Here is a 15,447-nt window from a genome sequence, read left to right as displayed (position 1 = left end):
ATGTCACAATCCACAGCGACCAGTAGCACCGAAGCAGCAACCACCGACGCCGAAACGAGCGTGCCAGAGACGGCGACAGACAGTGACGCAGAAATCGACACTGCGGACCTCCTGTCGCTCGATGCCCCGCAGCATCTTCGGATCAGCGGCGAGGTCCAGTTGTTTGAGCGGATTTTCGCGGCGGCTGGCACGGTCGCAGACAAGACACGGATAGGAATTACAGAGTCGGGAATCGCAATCCGGGCGGCTGACCTGCAGGGACACGCGATGGTCGACTTGCGTGTTTCTGGGAGTTCGTTCAACTCCTTCGATGCAGGGAGAGGGACACTAGGGGTGGATGTCGGACGAGTTCGAGATGCACTCTCGGTCGGCGATGCAGGCGACCTTGCACAGTTCGCACTCGATGCAGCGAATAGCACACTGGAAATCAACATCGACGGGATAACGCGCACTATCGAGCTTGAGGGGGTTGAATCGCTCCGCTACCCTGTCGAGATGCCGGATATCGACATCCCAGCAACCGTCCACCTGAATCCAGACGACATCTCGCTTGGTCTTGACGCAGCGGATATGCTTGCCGACCGGTTTGACCTCTCTGTTGACTCCGATACCGGAGAAATGCAGTTCGCCGCAGACGGTGACACTGACAGCATGACCTACCGGTGGGACGACACCGATCTCATCGCCTTCGAGCCTGCGGATGTCGAAGTGAAACTTGACTCGTCGCTGGTCAAATCGGCGAATGCTGGCCTGCCAGACGGCACGAATCGGGTTCTCCATATCGGAGACTCAGTCCCGCTCGTGCTGAAATCGGAGTTCCCCGACGCCGATGGAGCGATGCAATTCGTGATCGCACCGAAGCTCCCGAACTGACTCGGTTCCCCGTGGTTTTGCGGAAACGGTGGTGTGTCCTAACCAACAGCGACCGCAATACTTCGCAGTTGTTGGTTAGCGCTGATTTTGTGTCTCCCCGGTCGGGTGAGGGATTTTCCTCTATGGACCCGACCGTTCCAGACTACGAACGCTTCGAGCGTGAACAGATCGCACAGGACCGCGACCGACGGCGTCTCGATACCGTCGAGATCGACGAGCCGCGGGGCCGGGAAGTGGTCACCAGTCTACTCAATGAGGGTGTGGTTGAACCGATTCCAGAACAAAACGTCTTGCAGCACGTTCCCTCCGGGCAGTGCTTTGACTCCGACATGGCGCTGGTGTACTTCCACAAGGGGTGGGAGGCCAGAGGCGGGGAGTAGCCAACTCGCAGACTAACCAACACAGTACCCCACATTCTACTCGGTGTTGGTTAGCGTCAGGACCTCTTCTCTGATGCGGCGTATGGGCGCGTCCCGAGAGTTGATACCCCATCGGAATTTCCCCAAGCGTATGGACCGCACTGACTGGCCGACACCCGGCCCGAACGAGCCTGTCCCGGCATGGGACGAGTACCGACAGCTGCGCGAGGCTGTCCACGACTATCTGGATCACGAGCCAGAGGACCCAACGTGGGCGGACATTTGGAAAGCACTCGGCGCGATCATGGGCGAGTACCAGCGCGATGCGTTTGCCCAAGCCTTCGACCTCGATGCGCCTACCGAGACAGCCTGCATACGGCGTCTTATCACGGGCGACGACGAGTGCCCCCACTCGCCGCTTGACGCCGACAGCGACCCGAAGGGGCCGCCTCACAGCCCGCCAGCAGACGACCACTCGACGCTCTGGCTTGACGATGGCGAGCCGGCGTTGTACTCGATGCACGTCTATCCGGGAAATATCGAGCGATTGGATTCCACAGAGCCGCCCCACAATCTCTGGTTCGACGTCTTCGAGTTCGCTGCCGAATGGGGACTAGAAGTCTCTGTCCTCCCGAAATCGTGGTACAACCTTGGCTCGGCTGTCCACATCGTTTTCTACGCGCCGGAGCGGTACAGGTAGCCAGCTCACTCTGCTCTCGCTCAGCCAGCCAGTCGATTTTCTGTCCCCCAGTGGAGGTGCGGGGGCGTGCCCGAGAGCGCGTCCCGAAGACAGACCAATGTCAACGATACAGTCAGACACGCCGGAGCAGTCCAGCCAGCAGACCACTTGCACCTTCGATGACTCGGACTCCCGAGATGAGGAGATGCGTGACCAACTCGATGCGTGGGTCGAAGACCTTGCCGACCTCACGACCGAGGCCCAAGCCAGCGAGCAGTTCCAGCAGTGGCTCGATGTGCAGAGCAAGTTCCACGACTATTCGGCCCGGAACACACTACTCATCAAGCTCCAGTGTCCCGAAGCAACCCGAGTTGCAGGGTACAATACGTGGCAAGACGAGTTCGACCGGTACGTCCAGCAAGGCGAGGACGCGATCTGGATCTGGGCTCCGATCATCACGAAAAAGTGCCCCGAATGTGAGAACTCGCCGTCGTATCACGAGAACACAGATTGCGAATACGATGAAACCGACCCCGAGCAGTGGCGGCGGGGACTGGTCGGGTTCCGGCCAACGTCGGTGTTCGATATCTCTCAGACCGAGGGCGAGCCACTTCCCGAACTGGAGACAGAAGCTCACGGCGACCCGAATGGACTTGTCGAGGACCTCTTGGACGCGACCGACGAGATCGGCGTCGACGCAAGAATCGTCACTCCGGAAGAATGGGAGCATGGGTCTGCACGGGGTGTCTGCGAGCGTCGGAGCGTGATGACCACGAATCCGATGGTGGAGGCAGTTGACCGGGAGAATCGGGCCGCCCTCGCGAGTACACTGATTCACGAGTTCGCCCATGCAGAGCTTCACTTCAATGTCGATGATGAGGCGGAGCGGTCGAAACGCGAGGTCGAGGCTGAGGCAGTTGCTTACGTGGTCAGTCGTCACTTCGGGCTGGACCCCGACAACTCGGCGTTCTATCTCGCGGCGTGGGACGGCGACGCTCCCGAGGCGCTTCGGGAGCGGCTGGACCGCATCTCGAAGACGGCTGCGGATTTGATCGACGCCGTCGAAGGTGACAGCTGAGAAGGAGTCGTGTTTTTCCAGACGTGCTTGAGAGCCGTATTTTGTGACTCCCCTGGTGGGTGAGGGAGTCGAATATGCGTTCAACAGCAGCGTCAGGTGGCAGTCCTGTCGGACAGTTTCTGAGTGTCTTAGCTGACTTGCGTGACCAGATCGGAGGGCCGTACTACCTCGGAGATGCCAACGGGCGGTTGGAGTGGCCCGACCGAGGAGTGTACTTTTTCTTCTCGCCAGCAAGCGACCTCCGGGCAACGACAGCGGTCGACTGGCGACTCTCCCGAATCGGCACCGTCGGCGTCAGTTCCGGCTCGTCGAACACGCTCTGGAACCGGCTCCGGCAACATCGTGGGAACGTTCGCGGGAAGTACGCCGGCGGTGGCAACCATCGTGGTTCGATTTTTCGCTTGCACGTTGGACGGGCGCTGATCGAGAAGCACGGCTGGCACGACGAGTATCCTCACTGGGGCGAACCGAATCCCGACGCCGAGACGACTGCTGTTCGCGAGCAGGAACACGAACTTGAACAGCGCGTGTCGGAGTACATCCGGGATTTGCCGTTTCTGTGGGTTGACGTTCCGGGCGACCCCGGACCCGAGTGTGACAGAGCCGAGATTGAGTCACATACCATCGCGATGGTGTCGAGGTATCGTCGATCCGCAGGGCCATCGGACCTCGATTGGCTTGGATATCATTCACCGAAATCCGAGGTGTATCAGTCTGGACTGTGGAACGTGCGACACGTCTCCGACTCGTTCGACCCTTCGGTCGTGGACCAGTTGTCGGCGTATATCCCGTCAACGGAAGCGCTGGACCACCAGTCGCGGATCTGAGGGCAGGTTCCGCAGCGAGAACTCAGTACGCTCGGTTACGACCCCGTAGGCAACCCCAGTCAGTGGCGCAACCACGGGAACCCACGCAAACGGAGTCATGAACAGTTCCGTCGAGATGGACTCCCAGACGGCAGCGTACATCAAAACAACGTAGACGGACGCAATGGCTGTTGACAGCCGCCATCGGACTCCTGTTATAAGCCCGGCCAGCGGGAGGCCGTAGAACGCTACATTACCCGCAATTGGGGACAGGAAGTAGGAGATACCAAACGCACAGAGATATCCCAGAAACATCGCTGTGCCTCCGATAGATGCGACGAATAGCCGTCGCCATCCAGCACGCTCGTCGACAGTATCTTTCTGGACGGACTGCTCGTCGCTTTCCTCGGTCGTCGTTTGGTTGAATATCTGAGTCCTCTCCGACTGTGTCTGGATGTGGCTAGACTCCGAACGCGGGGCATTGCGAGACTGCCCGTTGCCCTCCGTTTCGCCCTCGACTTCCTCGGTGATCGGGACTTCGCTCTGCAACGCAAGGACCCTGTGAGTGTCTTCTTCTGGACTGCTTGCTGGCTCTTGTTTCGCTGACTCTGGCAGGTTCAGGCGTCCCGTCTGTGTGATGTCTTCTTCGCAGAACGAGCACACTGTCAGGAGGTTCGTGGTCTTGTTTGTCCCGCCGTTCTCGGCGGGGATTCGTCGCACGACCTCCAAATCCTCCGCAGGGAACCGCGTCCCGCAGTTGGTGCAAGTGTTGTTGTCCAACTGCTTCCGGAAGACGATCCGGTACGCCCAGTCTGGTGGGTAGTCGCCCCGGTAGCTGTCAGGGTCGTCGTACTGCGATTCGATACCTTCCTTCATTCTGATAGACACTTCCGCCCGTCTCCGTATTTAAGCCGCGGGGTCGTTTTGTGCCGCGCCTGCCAGCTGGGCGCGCCGGTCGGTGCGCTCGGTGTTTTCCATGTCTTCTGAGGCTCGACACTCTTGGTCAGCGGCGGCTGTTGGCGATGCACAGCAGGCTGAGTACATCGGGTTCCTTCACCGGGAACCGTTCGTAATCGATGCTTACCGGCTTGGATTCGCCGTCGGCGTTCGCGAGGACTACTCGTATCAGTCCAAACTGCGGAACGTCGACATCCCGATTGAGATTCTAGACAACGACTTCCGGAATCCAGACTTGGACCGGTACATCGAACGCTTCGAGCAGTACGAGCCGTCGGTCGGGATGCTTGGCGACGCATACGACCAGCAGGAAGCGCGCCGGTACAACCAAGCCGCACGGGAGCTGAAACGGAAGTTTCCGGGGACGGAGGTCATTATCGTCCCGAAGTGCCGCGACGCAATCGACGTGATCGACGACGATATCATCTTGGGATACCCGATGGGCTACTCCGACCAGACTGCCGACGAGTACACGGACATCGTGGATTGGCGAGGACGGCGCGTGCATTTACTGGGGGCAAGTCCCACGAAGCAGTATCCGGTGATCGAGGAACTGACACAGCCGCGTGTGACCGGTGAAGAACCAGCCGATATCGTTGGCGTCGACTGGAACGGGGTTCATCTGGCGGCGCTTCACGGCGAGTACTTCTCATCACACGGCTACGGCAATGCAGACCACCTCTCGATCCGGGAGACGGTTCGAGAGAGCTTGCGACATATCCGGTCATACTGGAAATCGCGGGGGGTGTGGCCGACCGTGGAGACAGACCGGAGCCCGCTAACAGCGGAACCGATGGACCCCGTCTGGGCTGCTGATGGTTCGAGAGCGACTGTGAATGGCCTTGAGGATGCGATTGTCGTTGAGTACGAGAACGGACAGACGCTCGCGTACCGGAGCCAACACGAGCGAGACAGAGTGGAATACCGGGCAGGACTCACTCCCGCTGAAGTTCACGGCTAGAGCCGACCGGACAGCCTCAGAGAGTTTTGTGACTCCCCATGAGATGAGGGAGTTCCAGTTATGAGCGCGAAACCGTCACAGGAGACGGCACCACAGTACAGTTGTCCGAATTGCGGTTGCACGAAGGCACGAGACTACGGAAACGACGGTACAAGAGAGTGTTCGGGATGCGGACGCGACGCGACACCAGACCGGAAGAACTACCGTGCAATTTTGGATCCAAGCAAAATTATACCTGAGTCAGTTGACGCACCTGTTCACCATCCAGAGAGACACCTGCCCGAAGCGTTGCCAGACGGCCACAACTACTGATTCTGGCTGTAGTTTTGTGACTCCCTTTCTGGGTGAGGGAGATACAGATGACGACCACACAGACTGAGCGGACTCGTGGCCGCTTCGTACTGATTGGATGCGGCGATGCGAAAACTGACGATCCAGCTGAGGCTCGTGACCTCTATACATCCTCGTACTTCGCGGTCAAGCGATCATATGCTGAGGCGGCTGTCCAGTGGGCTCGAACCGCTGACCGACGAGCGAACACTTGGGCGGTTCTCTCTGCAGAACACGGGATCTTGATGCCCCGGCAGACGGTCGCCCCGTACGATGCGACCATTGAGGACCTGCGCGACGACCCCATCGAAGGAGAAGCCAATTATCGGCTGCCGTCAGGCGACTGTGTTGAGAGCCGACTAGATCGGTGGGCGCTCCGTGTCCACTCGTCTCTCGGTGATTGGCTCCGGCGGCCATACGCTGCCGATCAGCAGGAGTCGCCCTGTCGGGAGTTGGTCGTTCTGGCCGGCAGCGACTACGTCGACGCGCTGCGTGAGCGCGACATCTTCGACGGCCGGCCAACTGCGATTCGGACTGGGCGAGACACCTACACTGCTCTTCCCCCGAAAGCGACAGTTCGCTTCCCCTTCCAGGAGCGTGACTTCGACGGGATGTTCGACCAGATGAGCTGGCTTTCAGACCGCGTCGAAGAACTCTCGTCAGCAGCGGCTCCAGCCCGACGATCAGAACTCTCGGCCTTTGACGGGGGCTTCGAGCGTGACTCTGCTACGTGGCAAACAGGCCACAGTGGCGTCGACGTCGAGGGGACTGAGCAGGCAGGGCTGGATGCATTCGAGAACGTCCCCGAACGGTTCCTTGCCACGAGACAAACGAGTCTTGCGACCGACGGCGGGGAAGGAGAACAGGGTGGATAGCACGCAAACCCACGATACCGACTGTGTTAACCAACACTCATCGCTTCTGTTGGTTAACGCGCTGTGTCGGGCGATTTTCTGTTCCTCTGTCGGGTGAGAGGATGACTGCAACTGATCCGACTCAGACGCAGGACGGACAGCCAGACCAGCAAGCCGGCTTCGACTTCAGCAAGCCCGGACAGGAGCACGAGATCGAAGTGTCGTATTCGTGGGGGTATGTCGACACCATCTACATGGATGACGACGGTGAACTCGTCCGCTCACAGGATACCGACGGTTACTACCGCAACGACGAATCGTTCGAGTGTACCTGCGGGGAGACATTCGGTTGCGAGAGCAAAGCAAAATCACATATCCGAAGCGAGGGGTTCCGAGGCCCGCCGGTGCCGGTAGACGGCCATCCAGAAGCATTGCGCTGGGACAACGAGCCGATGACCGACTTCGGGGGGAATGTGGAATTCATTCCAGACGTAACGAACACCGCCGCGAAAGTTGTCGACGGGGCTGACTACCTGATCGCAACGGCCCGGACAACACTGACGCCACCAGCGGACCACGAGTTCGACAGCTGGGACCCACTCCAATCCGGCCGCCTGTCGAACCACAACGGCGACTCACTGTTCTCGGCGCGGATCTTGTCGAAGGCTATCGCGACGCTTTCGACCGGACATCAGTACGTTCCGGACCGCTACACCATCTATTTCCGAGGGCACACAGCACTGTACTTGGAGGGGCCGAGGGGCGGCATCATCATTGCTGAACGACTCCCCGGCCTCGACTGAGACGGCGGTTTTCTGTTCCTCTGGCGGGTGCAAGGATGACAGAACCAACCTCCAAAGCCCGTGACGGATCATCCACGAACAGCAGCGAATTGCCCGTCGACGAGCAACCAATTCCAGTCGTCAAGCCACCATCGGCGTTTGTCTGGCAAGATGAAGTGGTCCCCGCGCTCGATGGAGCTATCACCGTTCGCCCGGAGTCTGCCCAGTATCCGATAGCTGCAAAGGTCGTCGACGGTGCTGAGTATCTTGTGGCAACAGCCCGAGAAACGTTCACACCCCCAGCTGACTACCAGTTCCAGTCGTGGGGGCCACTCCAGTCTGGCCGCCTTGCACTCCGGTCGGGCGAGCCACAGTTCCCGCCAGCCGACGTGAGCCGTGCAATCGCAACGCTTGCGAAGCATCCTGCGTATCAGCCTGAGCGGTTCACGATCTTCTACCGAGGGTGCGAACCAGTGTATATCGAAGGTCCCGACGCAGGCATTGTGATCACCCCGTGGTAACTCGATAGCAGTTTTGTGGTCCTCTGGCGGGTGAGAGGATGTCCACACACTCAGCGTCGAAGTCGTTTCAGCATCGCCCGCCAGCAGACACAGGGGAGTGTTCCTGTCCGATTCACGCCAACGGTGACCCGTTCACGGCACCTCTCGGGATTCGGTTTGCCGATCATGTCGGCGTGGAGCCAATCGACAGAGAGACCGCAGCCGCCGTGTACGAGGCCCACCACTCCTACATGGGGTCACTGCCGTCGGTCAATCTCACTCACCACGGGCTGTACTTTCAGGACTCGTTGGTCGGGGCCATCACGTACCGCTACCCGCTCATATCAAAGAAGCGAATCCGGTACGGCGTCGACGGCCACCTCTGTCCCGAGCCCGTCGAGATCGACAGTCTTCCAGCGGAGATTCGAGCGACCGCCCGGCGGGTGCTTCCATCGACGAACACGGCAGTCGTTGACAGCGAAGTGGTATCCGGCGACTCACTCGTCGAGGCCGCGCGGATGTGCATGGGCGTTCGGATGCCAAACCTCGCGTCGGCAGCGCTAGCCCGCTCACAGGAGCGATTCTTGCAGGCTGACGACCGTGGCACTCGCTTCTTATTGACGTGGGTACGCTCGGACTACGATGGGGCGATGGTTCGGGCACTGCAAGACAAGGGCTGGACCTGTACGGGCTACCGTGAACCGGGACAGGCAAGCAACCGCGAGGACAAGCCGATTCGTGAACGGTATAAATGGCGGTTTCTCTGCCCCGTGGACACTGCTCGCGAACAATCAACACTTGCACGGTGGTCTCAGTGACCGACGTCCAGCCCGAGGCAACGGCTGAGTGCTGCCGGTTCTGCGGAGAGAGGGATGATATATCCGGCGAGGCGTACACGTATGTCCGGTGGCCCAACGAGGTTGACCGAGAAGACGGCGTGTTCCGATTCACGATTTGCCGGGCGTGTGCGCTTCAGGACCGCGACAACGTCGAGCAGGCCGCTTCGCTCTTCCACGAGGCAGATCGAGACCATCTCGTCACCTGCGATGTCTGTGGCGCTGTTGGCTGCCAGTCTGCCAGTACTCGTCGTCCAGCAGCAGAGACGTATCGGCTCGTGAGCGTTATCTCCTGGTCGGTGAGTATCAACGGCTTCGACGGGGCAACGCACTCTTGCAGTGAGTGCAGTCCTATCCTGCTGGTCGACTGTGTGAAACGCCCTGACCGGACATACGACGATGAAGTGCCGCGTCTCGTCGAGCCCCCATTTGACTCAGTTGGGAAGACAGCAGACGATGCTCCGGCAGACAGTACACAGGTCAAGATCGGCGGGTGGACTGGGTAGCCGGCGGTAGTTCCACGAAACTGGTGGGTCTGCTCCGCTAATGAGCAGTACAGCTTCTCTTAGTACAATCGGATTCTTGCTTTTTTGTCGTTGAATTTTGGACCTTTCTTGACAGTCTGTTCTTGTCTATCCAGCCTGACTAACCCTGTTTCTTCCAATTCTTCGAGCGAGTGGTGACGTAGCTTAAGACGGAGTTTCGCTACGTCCTCGTTGGCAGAGGGAAGGTCACTACGGGCCGCAATGGCTGGTGTTTCACTCTTTCTCATTGGATCTAGTATACCACCAAGACACGGATAAACACACGCAGTTTTCACCAAGATTTGTCTTTCTAATCAATCGAAGACTCCCCGCGATCAGTGCGCCGTCCTATTGAGCAGGTATCTAACCAGTGTAATAAGCAAAATCCTATCCACGGCGGCAGCGACCCCCATTTTGTGTTCCTCTGGCGGGTGAGAGGATGTCTCGAAATATGTCCTGCCGTCGTTCGGAAGACCTGTCGCAGCCACCCACCGCGCAGTTCGTCAAGTCCATCACGACAACCGTTCGAGCGCAGTCCGGCAGCGCCGATGTTCAAGCGGTTGTCCTCCGTATAGTGGCCCGGCGCTCAGACAGTATCGACCTCCCGGACGTACTCGAACTTCGCTCGCTTCTGGACGTCAACGGCGAGCAGGCAGACACGTTAGAGAAACAGGTCACAACCATCATCAGCGCCATCGACGCCGAACTCGCTGGTTGGGACCGCCGGGAGGTCGCTGCATGAACGCAGCAGGAACGGCCACGTTGGGCGACTTCGGTGCTGGTGGCCCACGCTCGGATGCGCTGATTGACACACAGAGCGCGGCACAGGAGGCCGCTGCGGGCGAATGGGAATTTCTCGCCGCTGGCAACGACACGGTCGGGTGGCACATCCCCGACACTGGAGCCACAGTCCTGCTCAAACACAGTGACGCTGGCTGGACGCTCGAACGGGCGACCAAACTGGTCGGGACGCGGCGGTCACTCGATGCTGGGCTGGAGCTTGCCAGCTCGTACATGGCGGATCGACCGGAGGGAGCGTCGGCATGGCGATGATTGAGCGTGAGCAGTGGCGTCGCGAGGAACGCCACCGAGTTGCGGCAGCACTGGCACGCGCCCGGTTCTGGCAGTCGGTTGCGCCACACAAAATCGGCTTCTGGGAGGCCGTCGACGAGACGCTTCTGGCCCACTACCCGGGCTGTCGGTACAAACGCAGGACGACACTCGATGACTTCCGAGAGGAGGATTCATGAGCGACGCCGACTCGATTCTCGACAAGCTCCCGCCAGAGCGGCTGTTGGACGCCGATCATCTCCAGCCCATCGTCGCTGGCATCAACTGTATGCACTCAATGGAGACGGTCCAGCAGTATCTCGCATACGAAAACAAGCACCAGAACCGGACGCCAGTCCAGTCTCGCCTTCGAGAGCGGGCACGCGAGATCCGTCGCGATGAATTGGATGCCGAGGAGCAAGCCATCGTGTGATTTCTGTGCCCCAACGGAGTGAGGGGCGTCCCACAGAGGACGTGCCGCCAAACCGACTATGACCGATAATAAGACAGATGAGACGGCTGTACAGCAGTGCGACGACCTTGATATCGACCCTGATGCCGTGGATATCGGTGATGGACTGAAAACGACCGAGGGCACGTCTGCACTCGCCGTCGTCGGTGTTGACGCTGAAAACAAGCGCGTGAAGGTGTATTCCCCGTCCGGTGAGCTGACGGTCAATCGCTGGGTGAGCATGGACCTGTTCAGCGTCCACTCCCCGAACGAGGACATCCAGACCGACGCCGACCGGGAAGCGTGGCTGAACGAGACGCTGCCGAAGAAGGCCCAGCATATCGACGGGAACGTGTACCCACTCAGGTATGCCATCGACGAGGACGGGAACGTGATCGCGAAATAATCGAGGAGCCGTACCAGCCACTCTTTCGCTCACTCTCACGCTCACGGTTCCCGAGCGCAAGCGCTCGGGGGACACGCTCCACCTTGGACCGGCAGGCCGGTCCGGCGGTCCCGCTTCAGGAGGTAGGTAAGGCTCATCGCGATGAATTGGATGGCCGGGAACGAGCCGCCGTGTATTTTCTGCGCCCCAACGGGCTGAGGGGCGTCCCACAGAGGGCGCGCCGCAAACCGATCATGAGTAAGAACAAGACGGACAAGACGGCTGCACAGCAGTACGACAACTACCCCGATCCCGACGCTATCGTTCACTTTGGCGATGTCTCGGAGGAACTGGTCGATTTAGTCGAGGAAACGCTGGAGACGTCTGAGTTCCTGTCGACCTCTCGCGACGACCTTCCCGAAACGACGCTGCTCGTTGAAGCGGTCGAAAATGAGTGACGACCAGCTGTTCATCGTCGTTGAGGGCGTCGGGCCAGCAGATTTTCCCGAAAACGAGGCGAGTTCCAACAAGCAAGACGAGGCCGTTGCTCTCGCGAACGATATCCACGACCTGATTCGTGAGGAGTACGGCAAAGACGAGATCGAGGGCGTCATCCCGGTTGTCAATCCCGACGCACACGAGCAGATGCAGGCGACCGAGCTCTGACAGGCGGCGAAACGGCAGTTTCTTTAGCCATGATGCTGGCTGCAACGTCTGCTCAGTAAGCGTGCTTACTACTCGCTCAAATGCGTAACAATAATTGAATATTTGGGAGAAACTGTCCAGAAGAGGACACGCCAGTAATTTAGTAAGATTTGAAACAAAACGTTCTGGCTACTGGCAATTCAGGAGTTCTGTTTTTCTTTCGCCCACTCAAGTGCGGGCTCAAACTCTTTGAATCCCTTCGTAAGTACATTATCAGCTTCATTTTTCTGGCTGATCGAGAGTCGTGCAATCCCATCAGCAACATAAGCTGTGAAGTCGACATCCGATTGTTCAGCTACATCGGTCCAATTGTCTTCGACATGGTCCAACACCTTGGAATCCATCTCTTCTACGCCACCGATGGTGACGACAACGCTCTCCATTTCTGGGTCACTGGCTGTCTCAACGTAGTGCTGCTCTGCCTTTTCCATATCGCCTGCTTCGATAGCTGCGGGCAGATCCTCAATCTTCCAGATTCCAACACCGTCGTCTTCTTCGTAATCAACGTATTCGGATACTGAAGTTGCCATCAAATTAACAATCTCTGGCATCGCATAAGAATCAATCCCACAGGTTCTCAAGAACGATACTGAGAGTAGCAGTCCCTCCTGAGCCCGTTTTAATATCGTGGTCAGCATAGTACAAACCTCCTGCATTGTGTCTCATTTTTCGGAGAGTTACAATAGACGGTTGGCATTTTCGACCATTCCTACAGCCTGTGTTTCCCGTTTTAAGTCGAGAATAGCCGTCCATTTCAACAACTCTAGTCGCCGAATTTTCTGTGCCCCAGCGGGGTGAGGGGCGTCCCACAGAGGGCGTGCCGCCTGTCATTCATGGCTACTACAGAATCCCGTAGCGACGCCGGCAGCATCGACGAGAGCGAACTGGAGGAGGCTGACCCGAACAACCGGACCGTTCGGGCGCTGACCGAAGTCATGACCGTGATGGACTCGATTGGTCGGGCACGAAACGCCGACGACCTCTTCTTGGTCAACTCTGGCTCCGGCTCAGAGTACCTTGTCGACACTCGAACAGGGAGTTGCGAGTGCAAGTGGAAGCAGTTCAACCCCGGCGAGGAGTGCAAGCACCAGAAGCGAGTCGCCTTCGCCACCGGCGAGCGACCTATCCCGCAGTGGGTGGATGACGACGCTCTCGATGACCAGTTCGGATTGCACGTCGACGGCGACCCTCGGAAAGCAGTCGCTGACGGCGGGGTCATGCAAGTCCGATTCGATGACGGCAGTGTCACGGACACGACTGAGGACCCCTTGGCTGTCACCTCCGAGGACGAACCACGCACGAAACGAGCGAAGCAGGAAGATATCGACGTTTCCTTCCTTGCAAAGCCCGGTCGCTACGAGGTCCACTCAGCGCCAAATAGCCGGTACGAGGTGGATGTGCTTGAGGAGACGTGCAGTTGTCCCGATGTCGCCGAGCGATGCAAACACCGTCGCCGGGTCGAGATCGAGATCGACGCCCAGCGAGTCCCCCGCCCGGATGGAAAACTGCCAGACGCCTAACCGAGGGCCGCAGTGTGTTTTCTGCCCCTCTGGTCAGGTGAGAGGATGTCTCGAAATATGTCTTCGAAAACTGTCCAGACAGCGTTGTCTACAGCTACGCCGAACTGTCCCGAGTGTGGCGGCGAACTCGACAGTAGTGGCCGAGAGACGCACTGTGAGGACTGTGGCCTGGTGACCGACCAAGACCAGATCGACCGCAGGCCGGAGTGGCGGACGTACGATCAGGAGGAACAGCAGCGGACGGGTGCACCCCGGACGGCCACTCGGCATGACCGAGGCTTGTCGACGAACATCGGCTCGGTTGAGAGTGCAGACATCTCTCCGAGACGGCGTCGACGGCTTGCTCGCCAGCGACGACTCCACGGCCGGTCGAAGTTCACCAGCAAGCGCGACCGGAACCTCGCTCACGGGCTTGGCGAAATCCGACGCATCGCGAGTGCCCTGTCTGAGAGCAACGCGGTGAAAGAGCAGGCAGCCACGTTCTTCAAGGAAGCCCAGGACAAGGACCTCCTGATCGGACGGTCGATTGAGGGCGGTGCAGCGGCCGCTGTGTACGCCGCCTGCCGGTGCAACGGCCTCGTGACGATGGAGACGGTAGCCGATGTCGCACGGTGTTCACACTCCCATATATGGAATTGCTACCGGACGTTCTTGGTGGAACTTGACCTCCCGATTCCAGTGTCGCTTCCGGTGGACTGGGTGGCGCGGATTTGTTCGGACCTTCCATTCGACGTTTCCCCGGAGATTCGCCAGCGGGCACTCGAACTCGCAGAGCAGGCGACCGAGTCCACCGAGATCAACGGGCGACCAGACGGTATCGCAGCCGGCGCTCTGTACCTCGCCGGGAAAGAGTCAGACATCCGGCTCACGCAGGCGACGATCTGCGAGCCACTGGATGTGCATATTACGACGGCCCGGCAGTGGTTCCAAGAGATCGAGGAGTATATCGTTGCGTGAGCGCTCGCGACGGCCTGTTTTGCGTGCCCCGGCGAGGGTGCAGGGCGAGCCAACAAGCACGTCCTGAGTGAGACATATGTCAGTTACTGATACTCCAGAATCGGCGGCACAGCACGACTCTTCGAGTGTTTTTGCGTCGGTCCCAGCGCCACGGTCGCCAACGAAAGTCGCATCGTTTGTCGAACGAGTCCTCGTCGAACTTCGCCACGAAGCCGTGGCTGCTCGGTACGTGACTGATCTAGACCAAGCCGGAGCGAAGACGATCTGGTGTCGGGTCGAGCACACGCCGTTGGACATCGACGCAGAGTACGTCCAGATTCGAGACGATCCGCGGCTAGGGGTTGACGTCGAGCCGTGTTCGCAGGCAACGGTTCGAGAACGACTGTGCCAGTGTCTTGACCACGACCGGACTGGGCGCGTCGACGTTCGACCGCTGGCTGATGTCTCGATGGGCGACGGCTGAGCTGTGCTTCAGGTCTGGTTCCGCATTGGCAGGTCAAGATCACCGAGGGCAGCGTGCTGACGGAGAACACAGAGATGCGGGCAGACAGTCGTCGCCTGGAAGACTTCGCAGCTGCACCAGCCGGCGTGGGTCCCGTGGGGATGCTCGGCCAGCGAGCAGTTCACAGGACAGTCGCCGTCGGCGGAGACGAGAAACAGGTCCGGGCGACCGCCCTTCGTTACGTCGACACTGGCATCGAGGGCAGCGTTCCACGTTGCTGACCGGTCGTCACGAATCCGCCGGAAATCAAGTTCGCGGGTGCCACTGGGCTGGCGCGATATCCACTGGTTTGGTGGCGAACACTCGCTAGTCGTAGTGGGGGACTCGGCTGTTTTCAT

Annotated in this window: 24 protein-coding genes; 21 read left to right on the top strand and 3 right to left on the bottom strand. The window is 59.2% G+C overall.

Features of this window, described 5'->3' with window-relative positions:
- From DVK00_RS19625 to DVK00_RS19605, 5 genes are all read left to right on the top strand, one after another.
- A complete protein-coding gene (locus DVK00_RS19625) occupies positions 1 to 873 on the top strand; it encodes a hypothetical protein (RefSeq protein ID WP_121578391.1) in 873 nt (290 codons plus the stop codon).
- Positions 874 to 995: 122 nt separating this feature from the next.
- Positions 996 to 1,253: a hypothetical protein gene (locus DVK00_RS19620; RefSeq protein ID WP_121578390.1), complete on the top strand. Its 258-nt coding sequence runs from the start codon at positions 996 to 998 to the stop codon at positions 1,251 to 1,253.
- Positions 1,254 to 1,383: 130 nt separating this feature from the next.
- Entirely contained in the window at positions 1,384 to 1,932 is a 549-nt protein-coding gene (locus DVK00_RS19615; RefSeq protein ID WP_121578389.1) for a hypothetical protein, read from the top strand.
- A gap of 97 nt (positions 1,933 to 2,029) precedes the next feature.
- On the top strand, positions 2,030 to 2,989 hold the full coding sequence (locus tag DVK00_RS19610; RefSeq protein WP_121578388.1) for an ArdC-like ssDNA-binding domain-containing protein: 960 nt from the start codon (positions 2,030 to 2,032) through the stop codon (positions 2,987 to 2,989).
- A 74-nt stretch (positions 2,990 to 3,063) separates the two neighbouring features.
- Positions 3,064 to 3,816 (top strand): hypothetical protein, encoded by a 753-nt coding sequence (locus DVK00_RS19605; RefSeq protein ID WP_233560852.1) that lies wholly within the window; start codon positions 3,064 to 3,066, stop codon positions 3,814 to 3,816.
- On the opposite strand, the gene DVK00_RS19600 is transcribed toward DVK00_RS19605, so the two are convergent.
- Positions 3,781 to 4,671, bottom strand: coding sequence for an HNH endonuclease (locus DVK00_RS19600; protein WP_121578387.1), 891 nt, complete (start codon positions 4,669 to 4,671; stop codon positions 3,781 to 3,783). The genes DVK00_RS19605 and DVK00_RS19600 overlap by 36 nt on opposite strands.
- Before the next feature lie 100 nt (positions 4,672 to 4,771).
- On the opposite strand from DVK00_RS19600, the gene DVK00_RS19595 reads away from it, so the two are divergent.
- From DVK00_RS19595 to DVK00_RS19535, 13 genes are all read left to right on the top strand, one after another.
- On the top strand, positions 4,772 to 5,713 hold the full coding sequence (locus tag DVK00_RS19595; RefSeq protein WP_121578386.1) for a DUF6610 family protein: 942 nt from the start codon (positions 4,772 to 4,774) through the stop codon (positions 5,711 to 5,713).
- Between the two features lie 359 nt (positions 5,714 to 6,072).
- Entirely contained in the window at positions 6,073 to 6,918 is an 846-nt protein-coding gene (locus tag DVK00_RS19590) for a DUF6884 domain-containing protein (protein WP_121578385.1), read from the top strand.
- A gap of 101 nt (positions 6,919 to 7,019) precedes the next feature.
- Positions 7,020 to 7,700, top strand: coding sequence for a hypothetical protein (locus DVK00_RS19585; RefSeq protein WP_121578384.1), 681 nt, complete (start codon positions 7,020 to 7,022; stop codon positions 7,698 to 7,700).
- Positions 7,701 to 7,735: 35 nt separating this feature from the next.
- A complete protein-coding gene (locus tag DVK00_RS19580; protein WP_121578383.1) occupies positions 7,736 to 8,200 on the top strand; it encodes a hypothetical protein in 465 nt (154 codons plus the stop codon).
- Between the two features lie 38 nt (positions 8,201 to 8,238).
- Positions 8,239 to 8,997, top strand: a complete 759-nt coding sequence (locus DVK00_RS19575) for a hypothetical protein (RefSeq protein WP_121578382.1) — start codon at positions 8,239 to 8,241, stop codon at positions 8,995 to 8,997.
- Positions 8,994 to 9,521, top strand: coding sequence for a hypothetical protein (locus DVK00_RS19570; protein WP_233560850.1), 528 nt, complete (start codon positions 8,994 to 8,996; stop codon positions 9,519 to 9,521). Before DVK00_RS19575 ends, DVK00_RS19570 begins: the two co-directional genes overlap by 4 nt.
- Before the next feature lie 469 nt (positions 9,522 to 9,990).
- Complete coding sequence (locus DVK00_RS19565; RefSeq protein WP_121578380.1) at positions 9,991 to 10,281, top strand: hypothetical protein; 291 nt, start codon at positions 9,991 to 9,993, stop codon at positions 10,279 to 10,281.
- A complete protein-coding gene (locus tag DVK00_RS19560) occupies positions 10,278 to 10,592 on the top strand; it encodes a hypothetical protein (protein WP_014030693.1) in 315 nt (104 codons plus the stop codon). Before DVK00_RS19565 ends, DVK00_RS19560 begins: the two co-directional genes overlap by 4 nt.
- A complete protein-coding gene (locus tag DVK00_RS19555) occupies positions 10,583 to 10,789 on the top strand; it encodes a hypothetical protein (protein WP_023842974.1) in 207 nt (68 codons plus the stop codon). The genes DVK00_RS19560 and DVK00_RS19555 overlap by 10 nt, the downstream gene beginning before the upstream one ends.
- Positions 10,786 to 11,022: a hypothetical protein gene (locus DVK00_RS19550; RefSeq protein ID WP_121513547.1), complete on the top strand. Its 237-nt coding sequence runs from the start codon at positions 10,786 to 10,788 to the stop codon at positions 11,020 to 11,022. The genes DVK00_RS19555 and DVK00_RS19550 overlap by 4 nt, the downstream gene beginning before the upstream one ends.
- A gap of 58 nt (positions 11,023 to 11,080) precedes the next feature.
- A complete protein-coding gene (locus DVK00_RS19545) occupies positions 11,081 to 11,446 on the top strand; it encodes a hypothetical protein (RefSeq protein ID WP_121578379.1) in 366 nt (121 codons plus the stop codon).
- Positions 11,447 to 11,679: 233 nt separating this feature from the next.
- On the top strand, positions 11,680 to 11,883 hold the full coding sequence (locus DVK00_RS19540) for a hypothetical protein (RefSeq protein WP_121578378.1): 204 nt from the start codon (positions 11,680 to 11,682) through the stop codon (positions 11,881 to 11,883).
- Positions 11,876 to 12,091, top strand: a complete 216-nt coding sequence (locus DVK00_RS19535; protein ID WP_121578377.1) for a hypothetical protein — start codon at positions 11,876 to 11,878, stop codon at positions 12,089 to 12,091. Before DVK00_RS19540 ends, DVK00_RS19535 begins: the two co-directional genes overlap by 8 nt.
- Positions 12,092 to 12,270: 179 nt before the next feature.
- Here DVK00_RS19535 and DVK00_RS19530 read toward each other — a convergent pair whose 3' ends face one another.
- The gene (locus DVK00_RS19530; RefSeq protein ID WP_225306853.1) at positions 12,271 to 12,768 is read right to left on the bottom strand and encodes a hypothetical protein; all 498 of its coding nucleotides are present in this window, start codon (positions 12,766 to 12,768) and stop codon (positions 12,271 to 12,273) included.
- 195 nt (positions 12,769 to 12,963) lie between these two features.
- Between DVK00_RS19530 and DVK00_RS19525 the strand changes: the two genes are divergently transcribed.
- The 3 genes from DVK00_RS19525 to DVK00_RS19515 all read left to right on the top strand — a co-directional run bounded on the left by DVK00_RS19525 (position 12,964) and on the right by DVK00_RS19515 (position 15,070).
- Positions 12,964 to 13,650 carry a hypothetical protein gene (locus DVK00_RS19525; protein ID WP_121578376.1) on the top strand — a complete coding sequence of 229 codons (687 nt, stop codon included), beginning with the start codon at positions 12,964 to 12,966 and terminating at the stop codon, positions 13,648 to 13,650.
- Between the two features lie 57 nt (positions 13,651 to 13,707).
- Positions 13,708 to 14,607: a transcription initiation factor IIB family protein gene (locus DVK00_RS19520; RefSeq protein ID WP_121578422.1), complete on the top strand. Its 900-nt coding sequence runs from the start codon at positions 13,708 to 13,710 to the stop codon at positions 14,605 to 14,607.
- A gap of 76 nt (positions 14,608 to 14,683) precedes the next feature.
- Complete coding sequence (locus DVK00_RS19515) at positions 14,684 to 15,070, top strand: hypothetical protein (protein ID WP_121578375.1); 387 nt, start codon at positions 14,684 to 14,686, stop codon at positions 15,068 to 15,070.
- Between the two features lie 8 nt (positions 15,071 to 15,078).
- Here the strand turns inward: DVK00_RS19515 and DVK00_RS19510 are convergent, their stop codons facing one another.
- Positions 15,079 to 15,447, bottom strand: a complete 369-nt coding sequence (locus DVK00_RS19510; protein ID WP_121578374.1) for a hypothetical protein — start codon at positions 15,445 to 15,447, stop codon at positions 15,079 to 15,081.

Origin of the sequence: Haloarcula sp. Atlit-47R, from assembly GCF_003665985.1 — an archaeon.
GTDB lineage: Archaea > Halobacteriota > Halobacteria > Halobacteriales > Haloarculaceae > Haloarcula > Haloarcula taiwanensis.
This window is presented reverse-complemented; position numbering and strand designations above follow the sequence as displayed.

Excerpts from the sequence above, each read along its gene's own strand:
- DVK00_RS19625 (WP_121578391.1), top strand. The coding sequence starts at position 1 with ATGTCACAATCCACAGCGACCAGTAGCACCGAAGCAGCAACCACCGAC.
- DVK00_RS19620 (WP_121578390.1), top strand. The coding sequence starts at position 996 with ATGGACCCGACCGTTCCAGACTACGAACGCTTCGAGCGTGAACAGATC.
- DVK00_RS19615 (WP_121578389.1), top strand. The coding sequence starts at position 1,384 with ATGGACCGCACTGACTGGCCGACACCCGGCCCGAACGAGCCTGTCCCG.
- DVK00_RS19610 (WP_121578388.1), top strand. The coding sequence starts at position 2,030 with ATGTCAACGATACAGTCAGACACGCCGGAGCAGTCCAGCCAGCAGACC.
- DVK00_RS19605 (WP_233560852.1), top strand. The coding sequence starts at position 3,064 with ATGCGTTCAACAGCAGCGTCAGGTGGCAGTCCTGTCGGACAGTTTCTG.
- DVK00_RS19600 (WP_121578387.1), bottom strand. The coding sequence starts at position 4,671 with ATGAAGGAAGGTATCGAATCGCAGTACGACGACCCTGACAGCTACCGG.
- DVK00_RS19595 (WP_121578386.1), top strand. The coding sequence starts at position 4,772 with ATGTCTTCTGAGGCTCGACACTCTTGGTCAGCGGCGGCTGTTGGCGAT.
- DVK00_RS19590 (WP_121578385.1), top strand. The coding sequence starts at position 6,073 with ATGACGACCACACAGACTGAGCGGACTCGTGGCCGCTTCGTACTGATT.
- DVK00_RS19585 (WP_121578384.1), top strand. The coding sequence starts at position 7,020 with ATGACTGCAACTGATCCGACTCAGACGCAGGACGGACAGCCAGACCAG.
- DVK00_RS19580 (WP_121578383.1), top strand. The coding sequence starts at position 7,736 with ATGACAGAACCAACCTCCAAAGCCCGTGACGGATCATCCACGAACAGC.
- DVK00_RS19575 (WP_121578382.1), top strand. The coding sequence starts at position 8,239 with ATGTCCACACACTCAGCGTCGAAGTCGTTTCAGCATCGCCCGCCAGCA.
- DVK00_RS19565 (WP_121578380.1), top strand. The coding sequence starts at position 9,991 with ATGTCCTGCCGTCGTTCGGAAGACCTGTCGCAGCCACCCACCGCGCAG.
- DVK00_RS19560 (WP_014030693.1), top strand. The coding sequence starts at position 10,278 with ATGAACGCAGCAGGAACGGCCACGTTGGGCGACTTCGGTGCTGGTGGC.
- DVK00_RS19555 (WP_023842974.1), top strand. The coding sequence starts at position 10,583 with ATGGCGATGATTGAGCGTGAGCAGTGGCGTCGCGAGGAACGCCACCGA.
- DVK00_RS19550 (WP_121513547.1), top strand. The coding sequence starts at position 10,786 with ATGAGCGACGCCGACTCGATTCTCGACAAGCTCCCGCCAGAGCGGCTG.
- DVK00_RS19545 (WP_121578379.1), top strand. The coding sequence starts at position 11,081 with ATGACCGATAATAAGACAGATGAGACGGCTGTACAGCAGTGCGACGAC.
- DVK00_RS19540 (WP_121578378.1), top strand. The coding sequence starts at position 11,680 with ATGAGTAAGAACAAGACGGACAAGACGGCTGCACAGCAGTACGACAAC.
- DVK00_RS19535 (WP_121578377.1), top strand. The coding sequence starts at position 11,876 with ATGAGTGACGACCAGCTGTTCATCGTCGTTGAGGGCGTCGGGCCAGCA.
- DVK00_RS19530 (WP_225306853.1), bottom strand. The coding sequence starts at position 12,768 with ATGCTGACCACGATATTAAAACGGGCTCAGGAGGGACTGCTACTCTCA.
- DVK00_RS19525 (WP_121578376.1), top strand. The coding sequence starts at position 12,964 with ATGGCTACTACAGAATCCCGTAGCGACGCCGGCAGCATCGACGAGAGC.
- DVK00_RS19520 (WP_121578422.1), top strand. The coding sequence starts at position 13,708 with ATGTCTTCGAAAACTGTCCAGACAGCGTTGTCTACAGCTACGCCGAAC.
- DVK00_RS19515 (WP_121578375.1), top strand. The coding sequence starts at position 14,684 with ATGTCAGTTACTGATACTCCAGAATCGGCGGCACAGCACGACTCTTCG.
- DVK00_RS19510 (WP_121578374.1), bottom strand. The coding sequence starts at position 15,447 with ATGAAAACAGCCGAGTCCCCCACTACGACTAGCGAGTGTTCGCCACCA.